The organism is Streptomyces colonosanans, assembly GCF_001866645.1.
Taxonomy (GTDB): domain Bacteria; phylum Actinomycetota; class Actinomycetes; order Streptomycetales; family Streptomycetaceae; genus Streptomyces; species Streptomyces colonosanans.
Map to the genome: position 1 here is coordinate 1 of NZ_MLYP01000067.1, position 14770 is coordinate 14770.

The following is a 14770-nucleotide window of genomic DNA, read 5'->3' on the forward strand; positions in this document are numbered from 1 at the left end:
AGCCCAAGTACGTCCAGTACGAGGGCTTCCGGCCGGCACTCCCCCAAGCTCTTCGAGCAGGGGGGACCCCCAGAGCACGCTCCCCCACTCTCGGCTTCTCCCCCACTCTCGACTCCGCTCGAGCGGGGGGACCCCCAGAGCGGGAGGTGCCCCCACGACGCCGCTCCTTAACGGGCAAACGTTGCCTGCCGCGGCACTAGGCCGGGAGGCCTGGGCGGCCTTCCTGCCCTACGCCGCAGACCGCCCCGTTCGCTGAGCCTCGGGCGTCAAGCCGGCCGCTCCAGGCGGGCCGTCAGAACACGGGCCCGGGCCTGCTGGACGGCTCCCGCCTGGGAGGCGGCGAAGCGGAGCAGGCCCGGGGGCGTCCGCAGGTGCAGCGTGTCGGTGACGACGCTCCCGGCCTCGTCGCGGTCGATGGCGAAGCGGTAGCTCATGCGGACCCGGCCGGGGCTGCGGACCTCGCCGGAGATCTCGGCGGACTGCGGGAGGCCGTCCGGGGCGGCGACAAGCGTGACGTCGATGATGTTGTCGTGCCGCAGGACGCCGAGGAACCGGAAGCGCTCCACGGCCGTGTAGTGCACGGTCCCGCCGCTGCGGCGCACGTCGCGGACGGCCACGAGGAGCGGTGACAGGCCGACGTAATGCGACGGTTCGGCCAGGTGTGCGAAGACTTCCTCGGGCGGCGCGGTGATCTGGAACGTGTGCTTCAGTTCGGTGGACGGCACCTCGGACCCCTCCTCGGCACGGCGCGGTGGCACGGTGATCCTCCCATCGCCGGCGCGGGCGAAACCGATCCGACCCTGCACGCTGCGCAGGACGCGGCTCGCGCCCCGGACGCTGTGCGTGGGACGCCTTCGAGCCGCCGGTAGTCGGGCCCGGAGATCACATGAACAGGCGCGAGCATCCTTCGACTTGATCGCGTTGTCAGTCCCCCCTGTCATCATCCCGCCATGCTGTACGACGCCTTGGTGGCCGAATCCCGCAGGAACGACTCGCTCGACGACGTGCGGTCCGCCGCGCTCGACCGCGTCCGCTGGCTCGTCGACCTCCTGGAACGTCAACGGATCGAGTTCCGGCGGTCCATGGGGCACGAGCACCGGCGAGACAGGGCTGTGGGTGCGGCGACCCAGGCCGAGATCGACGGGCGGCTCGCGGCCTGCGCGGACGAGGAGGGCAGGGCCGCGGTCCTGTGCCTCATGCAGGCGGCCTGCTTCGACGACACGACCTTCTGGCAGTACGACACCGAGATCGGGGCTCTGATCTCGCGGGTGCGCGGCTGGACGCCCGACGAGGTCGCGGTGATGCTGCTCCGCGCCACCGAGTACAGCATGGGCTGCTGGTTCGCCCATGCGCTGGGGTTGGTGCTGAACGCCGCCGACCAGCTCGACACCGATGGCCGCCGTGCGGTCATGCCCTGGCTGCGGCACGCACACACGGATCTCATGGACACCACTGTCGAGGCGCACCTGCGCGCGTCGCTGGCCCAGCGCCTCCGCGCGCTGCTCGCCAGCGTGGACGAGGCGCACATACCCGAGGGGCTGATCCCCGCCCACGCTCCCTGGGCCTCCCCGCTGAGTGACCGTGCGAAGACCTCGACGCCGGAACTTGCCCGCTTCGTAAGGCACTTGGCGAGCCTGTCCGGGCCGCGTCCCGCACAGAGATGGCGGCGGACGTGCCGTGAGCTCGCGAATGCGGCGTCGGCGCGGGATCTCGTGGCCGACACCCTGCGGGCGCTGGCCGAGGGCGAGGCGCTGTGCAGCAGGGAAAGCGGTGCGTACGACTGGCTCCACAGCGACGATTACCACTACCACTACGTCGTCCACCAGAAGGACGGAGACCTGGCACGCGGTGTCGTCTGGGCGGCCGCGCTGACCGGCGGCCCGGCCGCGGTGCAGCACCTCGGCGCGCTCGCTCTGCGGACCGGCGGCCTCAGAACCGACGTGATCGAGGACGTCAAGCTCGCGGGCGCGGCGATCAACGCGCTGGCCGACACCGGCGATCCGGCCTCTTTGGAGGCCCTGTGGCGGCTGCAGTCACGTATCAAGCACCGGGCTCTGCGCAAGCAGCTCGACACCGCGCTGGTGACGGCAGCAGGGAAGCAGGGCATCACGGCGGAGCAGCTCATAGAGCGCAGCGTGCCGGACCACGGCTTGGCGTCGGACGGTTCGCTGGAAAGGGAGTTGGGTGGACACCGGGTACGGGTGGCGATCGAGGACGCGGCGGCCGTGCGGCTCACCTTCACACGCCCTGACGGGGGAACGTCCCGCACGGCTCCGGTGGCAGTGAAGGACGGCTTCCCGGATGAGCTCCAGGAGTTGAAGGCCCTGGCCAAGGAGGTGCGGGGGACACTGTCGGGGGAGCGGGCCCGCGTCGAGGCGCTGATGTCGGCCGGGCGCGAGTGGCCGTACGACGAGTGGTGCCGCTACTACAGCGACCATCCGGTCACCGGGACTCTCGTCCGCGGCCTGATCTGGGAGTTCCAGGGCGCGGACGGCGAGTGGCGTGCGGTGGCGCCGATGGCCGAGCCGCCGGGCGAGCCCGAGCGCGTCCGGTTGTGGCATCCGATCCGGGCGTCGACGGACGACATCAGGGCGTGGCGGGAGCGGCTCGTCGTCGAGCGGCTGCGGCAGCCGTTCAAACAGGCTTTCCGGGAGATCTATCTACTCACCCCGGCGGAGGAGGAGACCGGCGTCTACTCCAACCGGTTCGCCGCCCACATCGTCCACTACCGGCAGCTCTACGCGCTGTTCAAGGAGCGTGGCTGGCAGGCCAACTTCCTCGGCCGGTACGACGGCGGCCACTACGGGCAGGCGCGGGCCGAGTTCGGCGACGGCGAGTGGCGGGCCTGCTTCCACCACGAGCCCGCCGCGGACGACGACGGCGGCTACGTGCCCGAGCACGCCGCGACGGACCAGGTCCGCTTCGAGCGGCGGGACGGCCGGCGCCGGCGGGAGGTTCCGCTGGCGGAGGTGCCCCCGCTGGTGTTCAGCGAGGCGATGCGGGACGTCGATCTGTTCGTGGGCGTGACCTCGATCGCCGCCGATCCCGAATGGACCGACCGGGGCGAGGACCGCTACGCCGGGTACTGGCGGACGGCCACGTTCGGTGCGCTGACGGCGAGCGCCGAGGTTCGCCGCGAGGCGCTGGAAGGGATCCTGCCGCGCCTGAAGATCGCCGACCGGTGCTCGCTCGACGGCCGCTTCCTGATCGTCCGAGGCGATCTGCGCACCTACAAGATCCATCTGGGCTCGGCCAACATCCTGATGGCACCGGACGACGCCTACCTGTGCATCGTTGCGGCACGCGGCAAGGGCGGCGGCAAGGTGTTCCTGCCGTTCGAGGACGAACGGCTCTCCCTGATCCTCAGCAAGGTGTTCCTGCTCGCCGCCGACACGAAGATCACCGACAAGACGATTCTCCGACAGATCAAGAGGGGGGCCTGATGGGCCTTGTAGCCCGGCTGATGCGCGCGCTGACCGACCCGGACTTCACACCTGAGGACGAGGACAGGCACCCCGATCTGTCGCAGGTCTCCGACGAGGAACTCGGCAGCCTGCTCGCGACGGCCTACCGGGTGGACGGCTCGGCCACGCACGCGACGAGGTTGGTCCGCTACGCGCTCGAAAAAGCGGCTGCAGATCGACAGCCGCGTTATACGCCCGACGCGTGCCGCCGGATGTTCGAGGCGCTCGCCGAAAGGTGCGAGAAGCACGGCTGGGCGGACCTCACCCGGGGCCTGGACGCGCTGGAGCGCTGTACGGGGCCGCTGCCCGACGTGTCCGAACCGGCTTGTGTCCTGGTCGGGTTGTGGCTGGAGAAGGAGCCCGTGCGTCAGCCGTACGCGCTTCTTGCGGTCGCGGGGCTCGCCGGCGACGAGACGCTGCGCGCGGCCGTGGAGCACCTCGCCCGTGATGTGGGCCCCATCGTCGCGGAGGAGATGGCGGTCATCGCCGGTCTCACTCCTGCCGAACGGGCGCTGCTGTCCGAGATCAACCGGGACCACGGGTTCGTCGACGCGCCGCTCGCGCACGTGTGGCGCAGGGCCGCCGACAGCCCCGCCTACGTGGCGTTCGCCCGCCGCGCGCTGGAAGCGGCGGCCGATCGCACCGACGCGATCCGGACCGGCGAGATCCCCTACCGGGCGGACAAGGCGTTCACGGACCGGGAGATCACTTCGCTCGGACAGGCCCTGCGGGTGGCTCTGCTGCGTGACGAGCCCTGGCTGCCGGAGCTGCTCGAGCGGCTGCTGCCCGGCGTCGCCCTCGCCCCGACAGCGGCGAAGACGCTTCCGTCGCAGGCCCTGCTGTACGAAGTGGTGCGCGCCGCACAGGACTTCCCGACGCCCGAGCTGGTGACCGCGATCCGTACCGTGCGCCGGACCGTCCGGCACGCCGGGGTGCCCAAGCAACTCGACAAGATGATCAAGAAGGTCGACGCGGCCCTGGCCGAGCGCACCGACGTGGCACTGCGACTGCCGAGGCTGGGGTTCGACACCGCGTCCATCAGCGGCTCCGTCGCGGGCGGCGTCCTGCGCCGGACGGTCGGCGACTACCAGGCCGTCGTCCTGGTCGCCGAGACCGCCACGCTGACCTGGGAGAAGGACGGTCGCCCGCTGCGCAGCGTCCCGGCGCCGGTCCGCCGCGACCACGCCGCCCTGGTCAAGGAGCTGCGCGACCTGGTGAAGCGGGTGAATGCCCAACTTGTCACCCTCGTACGCGCGTTGGAAGGCGGATTCACCGTCGATGCCGTCCACCCCTACGGCTGGTGGCGCACCGAGCTGGCCGGGCACCCCCTCGCCCGGACCCTCGTACGCCGGCTGATCTGGGAGGTCGAGGTCGCACCCGACGAATGGCGGTCCGTACTGCCCGAGACGGACGAGCACCTTCCCGACGCACCCCACGACGCCTCCGTACGGCTCTGGCACCCGCTCCGCTCCGAGCCTCACGCCGTGCGGGCCTGGCGGGATCTGCTCACCGAGCGGTGCATACGGCAGCCCTTCAAGCAGGCTTTTCGCGAGATCTACCTCCTCACCCCGGCCGAGGAGCAGACCCGCGTCTACTCCAACCGCTTCGCCGCGCACCTCGTCCACTACCTCAAGATGTTCGCCCTGTTCCGGGCCCGGGGGTGGGGGAGCGACCGGCTCGGCCCCTGGGACTGCGGGGACGACGGCCGGGCCGAGCGCACCCTCGCGGCGGGCGAGTGGCGGGTCCGCTTCTTCCACAGCTGGGCCGACTGGGCGGGCGACGACGAACTGGCCTCGACCGATCAGGTGCGCTTCGACCGCCGGGTGGGGAGCGCCTGGCGCGAGGCACCGCTCGCCGACGTTCCCCCGCTGGTGTTCAGCGAGGCGATGCGCGACGTGGACCTCTTCGTGGGCGTGAGCTCGATCGCCGCCGATCCCGACTGGACCGACGGCGGCCCCCGGCGCACCTACTGGGAGCGGGCCTCCTTCGCCGAGCTGACGGCGAGCGCCGAGGTTCGCCGCGAGGCGCTGGAAGGGATCCTGCCGCGCCTGAAGATCGCCGACCGGTGCTCGCTCGACGGCCGCTTCCTGATCGTCCGAGGGGACCTGGGCACGTACAAGATCCATCTGGGCTCGGCCAACATCCTGATGGCACCGGACGACGCCTACCTGTGCATCGTTCCGGCACGGCGCGCGGGGGACGGCAAGGTGTTCCTGCCCTTCGAGGACGAACGGCTCTCCCTGATCCTCAGCAAGGCGTTCCTGCTCGCCGCCGACACGAAGATCACCGACGAATCCATCCTCATGCAGATCAAGCGAGGTGCCTGATGGCCACCGTGACGTTCCGGGACGAGACCGCGACGGGCAAGGCGGTCGCTGAGTGGGAAGTCGCCGGGCTGCCGGAACGGATGACCGTACGGGAGCTGCTCAGGCTCCGGGTCCGCGAGGAGGTCGCTCGGCACAACGCCCGCCCGAGCAACCACTTCAACGGCCTCGTCCGCCCCGACGACGCCGAGACGGAGCTGAACGGCTACCGTCTCCGCGAGCCCCGCCGCATCGACTGGGAGCGCCAGGCCGAGATCGCCGAGCGCGCCTTCCTGGCCAACGGGTTCTTCATACTGGCCGGTGATCGTCAGGTCGAGGACCTCGACGACGTCGTGGATATCACCATCGATCCCGACGTGGTCTTCATCAAGCTCGTCGCGCTCGTCGGCGGCTGAGAGACCGGCCCCTGCCATGGCTGACGAGCCGTCGGCCGTCCGCAGCAGATCACATGATCCGCTGCGGACGGCGACCGACTGTCGAGTCCTGCCGAGGGCCTCACCTGCCCGCCAGCGTTGCCGCCCGGTCCAGCGCCTGCAGGAACCGATTCACCGTCGCCCGGTCGCGTACCGCCAGCCGCAGCCACTCCTCGTCCAGGCCCGGGAACGTGTCTCCGCGGCGTACCGCGAAGCCGAGGTCCCTCAGGTGGCGGCGGACCGTCGCGGCCCGCGGCAGGCGGACGAGGACGAACGGGCCCTCCGCGGGCTCGGCCACATACAGCCCGTCCGCCTCGAACTCCCGCAGCCCGGCGACCAGATACGCCCGGTCCACCGCCCCCCGGCGTGCCACGTGTGCGGCCTCTGCCAGTGCCCGGGGCGACACGCACGCCTCCGCTGCCGCGAGCGCGGGCGTGGACACCGGCCACAGGGGCTGCGCCCGCACCAGAAGAGAGATCGTTTCCGGGGCGGCCAGGACATAGCCGATCCGCAGGCCCGCCAGCCCCCATGTCTTCGTCAGGCTGCGCAGGACCACCAGGCCAGGCACGTCCGTCCGGTCCGCCAGTGTCTCCCGTTCTCCCGGCACCGCGTCCATGAACGCCTCGTCGACCACCAACGTTCGCCCTGGACGGGCCAGTTCGGCGATCGTGGACGCCGGGTGCAGTACCGATGTCGGGTTCGTCGGGTTCCCGATCACCACCAGGTCCGCGTCGTCCGGGACCAGCGCCGGATCCAGGCGGAAGCCGTCCGACGGCCGCAGCAGCACCCGGTCGACCATGTGCCCCGCATCCCGCAGCGCCGCCTCCGGCTCCGTGAACTGCGGGTGCACCACGACCGGTCGCCGTACCTTCAGCGCGCGGGCGAGCAGAACGAACGCTTCCGCCGCGCCCGCCGTCAGCAGCACCCGCTCGGGTGGCAACCCGTGCCGCGCCGCCACCGCCGCCCGAGCCGCACGCCCGTCGGGGTATGCCGCGAGCCCGCCGAGCGACCCGGCGATCACCTCGCGCAGCCACACCGGGGGCGTGTCCGTACGCACGTTCACCGCGAGGTCCGTCAGCGCCGCGCCGTCGTCACGGACCTCGGCGTCCCCGTGGTGCCGCAGGTCGTGACCGCCGCCCTCCGCCTCAGTGCGCATGGGAGTGTGCGTGCCCCCCGTGGTGGTGTCCGTGACCGTGGTGGTGGCCGTCGTCGTCCGGGTGGAAGTGCGGCTGCTGCGGCAGGCCCACCTTCTCCTCGAAGCCGGGCAGCGCGATCCGGTACACGCACGTGTCGCAGTTCATCCGCAGATCGCCCTGCACGGCCTCCTCGTACCGTTCCCTCACCAGGTCGAGCAGCTCCGGTTCCGGCCCGATGACGTCCGCCGAGCGCACCCCGATGTCCGGGTGCGCCGCCGCCCAGTCCTCGGTCTGCCGCCGCACCCGGTCCGGCAGGACGCCCGTGAACAGGAAGTACGGCAGGACGACGATCCGTTTCGCGCCCAGCTTCGCGCACCGGTCCAGGCCGCTCGGCACGTCCGGCGCCGCCAGCGAGACGAACGCCGTCTCCACTCCCGCGTACCCGCGCCCCTCCCACAGCAGTCGTGCCGCCTTGTGCACCTCCGCGTTCGCGTCGGGGTCGGTGGAGCCACGGCCCACCAGCAGCACGGTCACATCGGAGCGGTCCCAGGAGGGATCCATCGCGTCGTCCAGCCGCCGCTCCAGGACCGACAGCAGCGCCGGATGCGGGCCCAGCGGGCGCCCGTACGTGTACGAGATCCCGGGGTGCCGCTCCTTCTCCCGGGCCAGCGCCGCCGGGATGTCTCCCTTGGCGTGCCCGGCGGACACCAGCATCAGCGGTACGGCGGCGAACCGGCGCACTCCGCGCTCCACCAGTTCGGCCACCGCGTCGCCCAGCGGCGGCGGCGACAGCTCGATGAAGCCGCCCGCGACGGGCAGTTCGGGATGGCGGCGCCCCAGTTCCCGTACGAAGGCGCGGAACGCCTCGGCTCCGGCCTCGTCCCGGGTGCCATGACCGGCGATGAGCAGGGCGGGTGGCGGGGTGGTCACGGGTTCTCCTTCGAAGTGGGGTGATACAGCAGGGCGTTGAGTGCGGCGGCAGCGACCGCCGAACCGCCCTTCTCGGACACGTTGCTGACGGCGGGCAGCCCGCTGTCGCGCAGCGCGGCCTTGGACTCCGCCGCGCCGACGAAACCGACGGGCAGACCGATCACGAGCGCGGGCGAGGCGTCCAGCTTCAGCAGCTCCTCCAGGGCGGTCGGCGCGCAGCCGATCACCCAGAGTGCTCCGGGGCCGACGTCCTCGTAGGCCAGTCGGATCGCGTGCGCCGAACGCGTCAGCCCAGGGCCGGATGCGGCGTCCCTGAGACGGCACACGGTCTTGCGCCGGGTGATCCCGGCCGCGACCATCTCCACGTCCACCACGACGGGCGCCCCCGCGTGCAACGCGGCGTGTGCCGAGGCGAGTTGACCCTCGTTCATCACGAGGTCGGTCGCGTAGTCGAGGTCGGCGGCGGAGTGGACGACCCGCTCCACCACCGCCCGGGTCAGCGGCGGGAAGTGCGAGGTGTCCAGACGGGCGCGCAGTCGCCGGAAGGACTCCTGTTCGATGGGATGGACCACGCGGTTCACCGGACCGCCTCCTGCCAGCGGTAGCCGCGCGGTGTCACCATGCGCCCCGCGACCTCGCGGGTCGCGGTGTTGCCCACGGTCACGACCGTCATCATGTCGACCGTCGCCGGGTCGAGCGCCGCCAAGGTCGTCAGACGGCTGGACTCGTCCGGCCGTGACGCGTTGCGTACGACACCGACCGGCGTAGTCGGTGCCCGGTGTCCGGCGAGCATCGCGAGCGCCTTCGGCAACTGCCAGTCACGGCCCCGGCTGCGCGGGTTGTAGAAGGTGACCACGAGGTCCGCCTCCGCCGCGGCCCGCACCCGTCGCTCGATGACCTCCCAGGGGGTGTGCAGATCGGAGAGGCTGATCGACACATGGTCGTGGCCCAGGGGAGCGCCGAGGATCGCGCCCGCCGCCAGCGCGGCGGTGACGCCGGGCACCCCGACCACGTCGATGTCGTCGGCCGCCTCGGCGAGCGCGGGCGACGCCATCGCGTACACGCCCGCGTCACCGCTGCCGATCAGCGCGACCGCGTTCCCCTTGCGGGCCTCGGCGACCGCGGTTCGCGCCCGCTCTTCCTCGGCGCCGAGCCCCGACTCCAGGACCCGGGTGCCGGGCGGCAGCAGATCGCGGATCTGGTCGACGTACTGGTCGAGCCCGACGAGCACGGAGGCGCGCCGCAGTTCGGCCTTCGCGCGCGGGGTCAGCAGGTCCCGCGCGCCCGGCCCGAGCCCGACGATCGCGAGCCGCCCGCGGCCAGGGCGGCGTACGACGGCACAGGTGGCCATGGCCGACTTCCGCTTGGGGACGAGGAGTTCACCGCCGCGGGCGAGCGCGGCCGCCTCCGCGACGGACGGCGTACCGACGGCGGCCAGTGGCGCGGCGGACGGGTTCGGCACGTCTACCGTCGCCAACTCCCCGGCGGGGTAGGTCACCAGGGGCACGCCGAGCCGCTCGGCCGCTTCGACGATGCCGGGCTCGCCGGCCTTGGCCTCCACGGTGGCGAGTTCGGCGAGCGAGCGGACGCAGAGCCCGGCCTCCCGCAGCGAACCCTCGACGAGCCCGAGGACTTCGTCGACCGGGGCGCCCCTGGACGCGCCGACGCCCACGACCAAGGTCGGGGGCCGCAGGACGGCCTCCCGCTCGGCGGGCCGGACGGCACGGTCGGTGACCCGGATCGTGTACGGGCCCTCGGCGGTCACGGGCAGCGCAGGCAGCGGCCAGCGCACATCCGCCCGAAGGGCGACCGGTTCCCCGTCCAGCAGCGCCCGCGAGACCCCGGCGACATCGCCCTCCACGGGGAACCCGAGCGTGTCCAGGCCGGGCAGCCCCATGGAGTCCGTCGCGGTCGTCACCACCGGTCGCGCCCCGAGCACCTCGCCCACGGCACGGGCGAGTTCATTGGCGCCGCCCGCGTGCCCGCCCACGAGGGACACCGCGAACCGCCCGCCCTCGTCGACGCACACCACGCCCGGGTCGGACGTCTTGTCCCCGAGCAGTGGGGCGAGCAGCCGTACGGTCGCCCCGGTCGCCAGGAAGCACACGAGCTGCTCGCACTCCGCGAACGCGGCCCGTACGGCGTCCCCGACGGGTCCGTCGTACACCCGGGTGCGGTCCGGCCACGCCGTGGCCAGCCGGTCCCGTGCGGCCGCCCCCGCCGCGGTGGCGGACATCAGGCCGATCACTGCACAACTCCTTCGTGACGTGCCGGAGGCCGTGTGCCCCACAGCAGGAAAACAGGGTTGGTCGCCGCGAGCCGGGTCACATCCCCCGGCAGCGGCGCGAGCCGCGACGAGTGCAGCAGCACGCCGTCGCAGGAGAACCCGGCCGCGACGAGCGCCTCACGGACCGGCGGTACCCGGTCCAGGGCGGCCAATGCGACCACCACCGCCCGCCGGGCGCGCCGCGCGCACACCGTCACGATGTCCGGCAGCTCGCGTCCGCCGCCACCGACGAACACCGCGTCGGGGTCGGCGAGAGGGGTCAGCGCGTCCGGCGCGGCCCCGTGCACGACGTGGACGTCCACGCCGTGCGCCGCCGCGTTGGCACGGATCCGCTCCACCCCGTCGCCCGTCCTCTCGACCGCGACGGCGGCGGCGCCCAGGCGGGCGCACTCTACGGCGACCGACCCGGAGCCGGCGCCGACGTCCCAGACGAGCTCGCCGAGCCGCGGTCCCAGCCGGGCCAGCGCCAGGGCGCGTACCTCGAACTTGGTGATCATCGAGTCGCGGTGGGCGAAGGCGCTCTCCTCCAGGGCCCACCCGGACGGACCCGGCGGCGGCCCGGCGACCGTGCGCACGGGCCCGAGCGTTCGCGACGGGTCGAGGCACAGCACCACGCTCACCGCCGCACCCCAGTCCCGGGCCGCCGCCTCGGCGGGCGTCACCCGCTCCACCCGCTCGTGCTCCGGGTCGCCGAGGGCGCTCGCCACGACCAGGACCCGTTCGGCGCAGCCGTCGGCGAGCGCGGCCCCCAGCTCGGCGGGACCGGCGCCGGGCCCGGTCAGCACCGCGACCTTCGGTCGCGCGCGGCACACGTTCACCGCTGTCCGCGCAGCACGCCCGTGCGCGCTGACCACCACCGCGTCGTCCCACGGCAGCCCGAGCCGCGCGAAGGCGGCGACCACCGAGGAGACACCCGGGCGCACATCGAGCCGTTCCGGCCCGAACCGCTCGGCCAGCATCCGGACGATCCCGAAGAACCCGGGGTCGCCGGAGGCGAGCACGACGACCCGCCGTCCCTGGTCGAGGCACCGCTCGATCGCGTCGAGGGCGGGCGCCGGCGGCCCGAGGACGATCCGCCGAGCCCCCTCGGGCAGCCGTACGGCGTCCAGATGCCGCCGCCCGCCCACCACGAGGTCCGCGGTGGCCAGGGCGTCGGCGGGAAGCGGCATCCCCGTGCCCGTACCGACGACGGTGATCATGTGCGCGCACCCCGTGCGCGCAGGGCCTTGCGGGCCTCGGGATCCGCCTTGCGATAGCCGTGGAAATGGCCGGGGTGGTAGAGGTGCGAGCGGGTGCCGTGCGCGTCGAGCGCCGGGCCGACCAGGAAGAGGGTGTGCTTCCAAAGACGGTGCTCCTTGACGGTCTCCTCCAGCGTGCCGATCGTGCAGCGCACGACCAGTTCCCCGGGCCAGGTCACCTGGTGGGCGACGATGACCGGGGTGGATGTCGGATAGCCGCCCTCCAGCAGTTCCCGCACCAGCTGGCCGCTGCGGGCCGCCGAGAGGAAGATCGCCATGGTGGTGCCGTGCCGGGCGAACTCGCGCACCTCCTCCCCGGGCGGCATGGGCGTCTTGCCGCCGCCGAGCCGGGTGAGGACCACGGACTGCGCGACCTCGGGGATCGTCAGTTCACGCCCGGCGAGCGCGGCGACGGCGGAGAAGGACGAGACACCCGGCACGACCTCCGTCCCGATGCCGATCTCGGCACACCGGTCGAGCTGCTCCTGCGTGCCGCCCCACAGGGCCGGGTCGCCGGAATGGATACGGGCGACGCGCAGGCCCTCTTCCCGGGCACGCCGGTAGACGGCGACGACGTCCTCCAGGGACAGGGCCGCCGAGTCGAGGATCTCGGCGCCCTCGCGCGCGTGCTCGAGGACCTCCGTCTGCACCAGGCTGGCGGCCCAGATCACGACATCGGCCTCGGCGATGGCGCGTGCGGCACGAAAGGTCAGCAGGTCGGCGGCGCCGGGGCCGGCACCGACGAAGGTCACCTTGCCGGTGGGGGTGTCGGCCATGGGAAGGGGTCCTCTCCTACGAAAGCTCGGGTGGTACGAAACGCGGAACGCCGGTGCCTGCACGGCCGCCGGTCCCGCGCACACGGGGGTTGGCTCACCGCCCAGGTCCCCGGACGGTCACAGCCTGCCGCCACGGGTGCCGTCGCGACGGGCGGGCGCGATGAGGGTGGACAGGTAGGGGAGCGGACCCCCGTCGAGGTCGGCGGCCGGCCGGATCGACTCCTCGGGCAGTCCGAGCGCCGAACCCCACACCGCGTCCTCGATCCGCCCGGTCTCCCGTAGCGCCTCGGCGACCTCCTGCGCCTGCCGCCCGAACTTGTACGCGACCACGGTGCCGGGCCCGCCGAGCGCGTCCTTGAGCACGGTTGCCCCGGCCGTGACGGGCACCAGCGTGAGCGGCTCGGTGCCCTCGGTCAGGACCGCCCCCGACCGTGCGGCGAGGTCCTGCATGGCGGTGATGCCGGGCACGGTCTCGACGACGATCCCCGGCACGAGGTCCCGGAGGGTCTGCGCGAGATAGGTGAACGTCGAGTACACATGGGGATCGCCGAGGGTGGCGAAGGCGACGGTGGCGTGCCGTCGCAGCAACTCGGCCACGCGCTCCCCGGCCGCGTCCCAGGCGGCCTCGCGCCGCGCACGGTCGCTGCGCTCGTTGAGCGCGAACACGACGCGCACCACCTTCTCTTCGGGCACGTAGTGCAGCACGGTCGCCTCCGCGCGCCCGGGCTCCCCGCCGTCCCGCCCGTCGGACGCGGCCATGACGGGTACGACGACGGCGTCGGCGGCACGCAGGGCCTTGACGCCCTTGACGGTCACCAGCTCGGGGTCGCCGGGCCCCACCCCGACTCCGATCAGCCTGCTGCTCATGACGTCCGGCACCTCTCCACGAACCGATGGGCGGCACCGGGCACGGCGGCCCAGTGCGTGTGCAAGTAGCTGGCGTGCACGCCCTGTTGTACGAACCCTTCGACGCGCCGGTCGGGGGCGCGCACCCCCCAGGCGGGAGCCGCCCCCGCACCGGGTTCGACGACGGTCCGGTGGAACTCGTGTCCCCGCATCCGGGTCCCGGCCGGGGCGAGGACGTTGTCACCGACGGCCACCGCGTCCCGGTAGCCGAGGGTGAGCCGTTCACTCATGCGGGCACGCGCGTCGAGCACCCCGCACATCGGTTGTCCGTCCAGCTCACGGCAGAGATAGAGCAGCCCGGCACACTCGGCGGCGACCGGAGCACCGCCCAGCGCGAGGTCGGCGACGGCCTTGCGCAGGGGCTCGTTGGCGGACAGCTCCGCGGCGTACACCTCGGGGAAGCCACCGCCGATGACCAACCCGCGCGTACCTTCGGGAAGTTGCTCATCACGCAGGGGGTCGAAGGGGACGACGTCGGCGCCGGCGGCGGTGAGCAGCTCGGTGTGCTCGGCGTAGGAGAACGTGAATGCCGCGCCCCCGGCTACGGCGACCACCTCCCGCGCTCCCGTCGCGGCGGCGGGCGGCTCCCAGGGCTCATCCGGCAGCGTTCCCGCGCTCTTCGCCAGCCCCAGCAACGCCTCCAGGTCGCAGCCCTCGCGCACCTGCGCGGCCATCGCGGCGACGGCCTCCACCGCCTCCGCCCGCCGCTCGGCGGCCGGCACCAGGCCGAGATGGCGCGACGGCGTGCCGATGCGCGAGGCCCTCCGCAGCGCGCCGAGCACCGGCACCCCGGCCGCCTCCAGGGCCTCGCGGAGCAGCGCTTCGTGCCGGTCCGACGCCACCTTGTTCAGGATCACGCCCCCGATCCGCACCCCCGGATCCCAGGACGCGAAGCCATGCACCAGCGCCGCCACCGACCGCGACTGCGACGACGCGTCGACGACGAGCACCACCGGGGCCCGCAGCAGCTTCGCCACCTGCGCGGTGGACGCCAGTTCGCCCTCTCCCGCGGCCCCGTCGAACATTCCCATCACACCCTCGACGACGGCGAGGTCACAGCCGCGCGCCCCGTGCAGGAACAGCGGCGCGATCAGCTCCGGCCCGCACAGGTAGGCGTCGAGGTTCCGCCCTGCGCGCCCGGTCGCGAGCGCGTGGTACCCGGGGTCGATGTAGTCCGGTCCGACCTTGTGCGGGGAGACGGCCATCCCCCGCTCGGCGAACGCGGCCATCAACCCCGTGGCGACGGTGGTCTTGCCGCTGCCCGATGACGGTGCGGCGATGACCATCCGTGGCACA

General features: G+C 72.9%; 12 protein-coding genes. 3 read left to right on the forward strand and 9 right to left on the reverse strand.

Annotated elements, in window-relative coordinates; translation table 11 throughout:
• Positions 1 to 266 precede the first annotated feature (266 nt).
• The gene (locus tag BIV24_RS24885; protein WP_245766934.1) at positions 267 to 758 is read right to left on the reverse strand and encodes an SRPBCC family protein; all 492 of its coding nucleotides are present in this window, start codon (positions 756 to 758) and stop codon (positions 267 to 269) included.
• 192 nt (positions 759 to 950) lie between these two features.
• On the opposite strand from BIV24_RS24885, the gene BIV24_RS24890 reads away from it, so the two are divergent.
• Genes BIV24_RS24890 through BIV24_RS24900 form a run of 3 tightly spaced genes read left to right on the forward strand, consistent with a single transcriptional unit; the run spans position 951 to position 6183 of the window.
• On the forward strand, positions 951 to 3443 hold the full coding sequence (locus BIV24_RS24890) for a DUF4132 domain-containing protein (RefSeq protein WP_071368667.1): 2493 nt from the start codon (positions 951 to 953) through the stop codon (positions 3441 to 3443).
• Positions 3443 to 5791: a DUF4132 domain-containing protein gene (locus tag BIV24_RS24895; RefSeq protein WP_071368668.1), complete on the forward strand. Its 2349-nt coding sequence runs from the start codon at positions 3443 to 3445 to the stop codon at positions 5789 to 5791. Before BIV24_RS24890 ends, BIV24_RS24895 begins: the two co-directional genes overlap by 1 nt.
• Positions 5791 to 6183 carry a hypothetical protein gene (locus BIV24_RS24900; protein ID WP_071368669.1) on the forward strand — a complete coding sequence of 131 codons (393 nt, stop codon included), beginning with the start codon at positions 5791 to 5793 and terminating at the stop codon, positions 6181 to 6183. The genes BIV24_RS24895 and BIV24_RS24900 overlap by 1 nt, the downstream gene beginning before the upstream one ends.
• A 100-nt stretch (positions 6184 to 6283) precedes the next feature.
• Here the strand turns inward: BIV24_RS24900 and cobC are convergent, their stop codons facing one another.
• From cobC to BIV24_RS24940, 8 genes are all read right to left on the reverse strand, one after another.
• Entirely contained in the window at positions 6284 to 7357 is a 1074-nt protein-coding gene (gene cobC, locus BIV24_RS24905) for an Rv2231c family histidinol phosphate aminotransferase CobC (protein ID WP_071368670.1), read from the reverse strand.
• Complete coding sequence (locus BIV24_RS24910; protein ID WP_071368671.1) at positions 7347 to 8267, reverse strand: sirohydrochlorin chelatase; 921 nt, start codon at positions 8265 to 8267, stop codon at positions 7347 to 7349. The genes cobC and BIV24_RS24910 overlap by 11 nt, the downstream gene beginning before the upstream one ends.
• Positions 8264 to 8848 carry a precorrin-8X methylmutase gene (locus BIV24_RS24915; RefSeq protein ID WP_071368672.1) on the reverse strand — a complete coding sequence of 195 codons (585 nt, stop codon included), beginning with the start codon at positions 8846 to 8848 and terminating at the stop codon, positions 8264 to 8266. Before BIV24_RS24915 ends, BIV24_RS24910 begins: the two co-directional genes overlap by 4 nt.
• Positions 8845 to 10515: a precorrin-3B C(17)-methyltransferase gene (cobJ, locus tag BIV24_RS24920; RefSeq protein WP_071368673.1), complete on the reverse strand. Its 1671-nt coding sequence runs from the start codon at positions 10513 to 10515 to the stop codon at positions 8845 to 8847. Before cobJ ends, BIV24_RS24915 begins: the two co-directional genes overlap by 4 nt.
• Entirely contained in the window at positions 10512 to 11753 is a 1242-nt protein-coding gene (locus BIV24_RS24925) for a bifunctional cobalt-precorrin-7 (C(5))-methyltransferase/cobalt-precorrin-6B (C(15))-methyltransferase (protein ID WP_071368674.1), read from the reverse strand. Before BIV24_RS24925 ends, cobJ begins: the two co-directional genes overlap by 4 nt.
• The gene (gene cobM / locus BIV24_RS24930; protein WP_071368675.1) at positions 11750 to 12568 is read right to left on the reverse strand and encodes a precorrin-4 C(11)-methyltransferase; all 819 of its coding nucleotides are present in this window, start codon (positions 12566 to 12568) and stop codon (positions 11750 to 11752) included. The genes BIV24_RS24925 and cobM overlap by 4 nt, the downstream gene beginning before the upstream one ends.
• A 117-nt stretch (positions 12569 to 12685) precedes the next feature.
• Complete coding sequence (gene cobI, locus BIV24_RS24935; RefSeq protein WP_071368715.1) at positions 12686 to 13435, reverse strand: precorrin-2 C(20)-methyltransferase; 750 nt, start codon at positions 13433 to 13435, stop codon at positions 12686 to 12688.
• Positions 13432 to 14760, reverse strand: coding sequence for a cobyrinic acid a,c-diamide synthase CobB (locus BIV24_RS24940; RefSeq protein ID WP_177198814.1), 1329 nt, complete (start codon positions 14758 to 14760; stop codon positions 13432 to 13434). Before BIV24_RS24940 ends, cobI begins: the two co-directional genes overlap by 4 nt.
• Between the last annotated feature and the right edge of the window lie 10 nt (positions 14761 to 14770).

Bases quoted from the DNA above. Each gene is read 5' to 3' on its own strand.
- BIV24_RS24890 (WP_071368667.1), top strand. From the start codon at position 951: ATGCTGTACGACGCCTTGGTGGCCGAATCCCGCAGGAACGACTCGCTC.
- cobI (WP_071368715.1), bottom strand. From the start codon at position 13,435: ATGAGCAGCAGGCTGATCGGAGTCGGGGTGGGGCCCGGCGACCCCGAG.
- BIV24_RS24940 (WP_177198814.1), bottom strand. From the start codon at position 14,760: ATGGTCATCGCCGCACCGTCATCGGGCAGCGGCAAGACCACCGTCGCC.
- BIV24_RS24900 (WP_071368669.1), top strand. From the start codon at position 5,791: ATGGCCACCGTGACGTTCCGGGACGAGACCGCGACGGGCAAGGCGGTC.
- BIV24_RS24925 (WP_071368674.1), bottom strand. From the start codon at position 11,753: ATGATCACCGTCGTCGGTACGGGCACGGGGATGCCGCTTCCCGCCGAC.
- cobC (WP_071368670.1), bottom strand. From the start codon at position 7,357: ATGCGCACTGAGGCGGAGGGCGGCGGTCACGACCTGCGGCACCACGGG.
- BIV24_RS24895 (WP_071368668.1), top strand. From the start codon at position 3,443: ATGGGCCTTGTAGCCCGGCTGATGCGCGCGCTGACCGACCCGGACTTC.
- cobM (WP_071368675.1), bottom strand. From the start codon at position 12,568: ATGGCCGACACCCCCACCGGCAAGGTGACCTTCGTCGGTGCCGGCCCC.